2 protein-coding genes are annotated in these 1,907 nt (G+C 74.4%); both read right to left on the bottom strand.

The window, feature by feature from the left end; all coding sequences use genetic code 11:
• Positions 1 to 179: 179 nt before the first annotated feature.
• The gene (locus ACG2DA_RS22630; protein WP_395258941.1) at positions 180 to 803 is read right to left on the bottom strand and encodes a response regulator transcription factor; all 624 of its coding nucleotides are present in this window, start codon (positions 801 to 803) and stop codon (positions 180 to 182) included.
• 116 nt (positions 804 to 919) lie between these two features.
• The coding region (locus ACG2DA_RS22625) for a sensor histidine kinase (RefSeq protein ID WP_395258939.1) at positions 920 to 1,907 on the bottom strand (988 nt) is incomplete at its 5' end.

The following is a 1,907-nucleotide window of genomic DNA, read 5'->3' as shown; positions in this document are numbered from 1 at the left end:
CCCACGGCGGGGTGGGGAACGTCCCGAGGTATCGGCCGGCCCCGCGGGCGGCTCGCAAGGGGAATCGCCGGCCCCGGCGCTGAATCGCCCCTTTCGAGGTCGCCCCGCCCGCATATCCGGCCAGATCCCGAGCGGCCGTAAGGATCAGAGGCGACGCCGGTCCCCGCCGCCGAGCGCCGCTACTCCCCCGGCTCTTCGGGCGGGGTGCGGGTTTCGACGCACCAGGCCAGCCGCAGCAGGTCGGCCAGCGAGGCGGCGCCGAGCTTCTTCATCAACCCGCTCCGCCGCATCTCCACCGCCCGCACGGTGACCTCGGCCTGCTCCGCGATCTCGCGGTTGGGCAGGCCGCGTTTGAGCCCCTGCAGCACCAGGCGCTCGCGGTCGGTGAGGGCGGCGAAGCGACGGTCCAGCTCCTTGAGCGCCCGTTCCTGTTCGCGGCGGCGGGCGTCGCGGCGGACGGCCCGCTGCACCCGTTCCAACAGGGCGTGCCGGTTGAACGGCTTCTCCACGAACTCCGCCGCTCCGCTCTGCAGCGCCCGCACGGCCATCGGCACGTCGGCGTGGGCGGTGATGAAGATGACCGGCAGTTCGCCCCCCTCGGCCTTGTACGCCTCGTACATGTCCAGGCCGCTCATCCGCGGCATGCGCACGTCGGAGACCAAACAGCCCGGCCCCTCCTCCCCGAGCCGCTCCTCGCGGCAGCGCTGGAGGAACTCCGCCCCGGAGCCGTAGCAGCGGGCCCGCATGCCCACGCTTTCGATCAGCCACCGCAGCGAGTCCCGCATCTCCGCGTCGTCGTCCACGATGTGGACCGTCGGCGCGGGCGCCGAGCCGTTCGAGGGCGAGCCGTCCGGGGGCGAGCCGTCCGGGGGCGAGCCGTTTGGAGCCGAGTCATCGGACGCCGAGTCGCCGAGGGTCGTCACGGGGGCGGGGCGGCGAGGGAGGAAGCGTCAGTGCGGGACGCGGGCAGCGACAAAGCGAAGCGGGCCCCCGCCCCGGGTTCAGAGCGGACTGAAAGGGCCCCTCCATGAGCCTCGGCAATCGAGCGGGCGATCGCCAGCCCAATGCCCGTTCCGTGGGCACGGCCGCTGTAAAATGCGTCAAACACCCGATCGGCGGCGCCCGGCGGCAGGCCGTCGCCGTTGTCCTCCACGAAAAGTTCCACCCGCCCCTCGCCGGAGACGCAGAGCCCCAGCGCGACCCGCGGTTGAGGCGGCGCGGCGGCGGCGACGGCGTCGAAGGCGTTGGTGAGGAAGTTGGTCAAAACCTGCTGAAGCTGGACGCGATCCCCGGTGACCACGATCAAATCCCGTGCCGTTCCGGCGGCCGCGGCGGTCGCCCGGCCGGGCGGCTCCCCCGCGGGGGCGGCGGGGTCGAGACGGACCTCCAGCCGCACGCCGCGGCGGCGGGCCTCCTCGTCCATGAACTCCGCCACCTCCCGCACCAGCGCCGCGGCGTCCACCGGGAGGAACTCCGGGGCGCCGCGGGCGGCGAGGCGGCGGATGCGGGCGACGATCGCCCCCGCCCGCAGCGCCGCGTCCCGCGCCTTGCCCAGCGCCGCCGCCAACTCGTCCGTCGCCAACTCGTCCGGCGCCCCGTCGCCGCGTGCCGGCGCCCCGCGTTCCAGCCGGACGAGGCAGCCCTCCACGTAGTTCGCCACGGCGCCGAGCGGCTGGTTCAATTCGTGGGCCAGCCCGGAGGCCGTCTGCCCCACGGAGTGCGCCCGGCTGACGCGGGCGTACTCGCGGAGCAGTTCCCGCTGTTTCTCCTCGGCCCGCAGGCGTTCGCGGTGCTCTGTGTGCAGGGCCTCGTTGGCGCGCTCCAGCTCGCGGGTGCGGTCGGCGACGCGGTCCTCCAGCCGATCCCGGGCCTCCCGCAGGGCGCGAATCTGCTCGACGATCGTGCGG

This window comes from Alienimonas sp. DA493, from assembly GCF_043951915.1.
In the GTDB taxonomy this organism is placed as follows: domain Bacteria; phylum Planctomycetota; class Planctomycetia; order Planctomycetales; family Planctomycetaceae; genus Alienimonas.
This window is presented reverse-complemented; position numbering and strand designations above follow the sequence as displayed.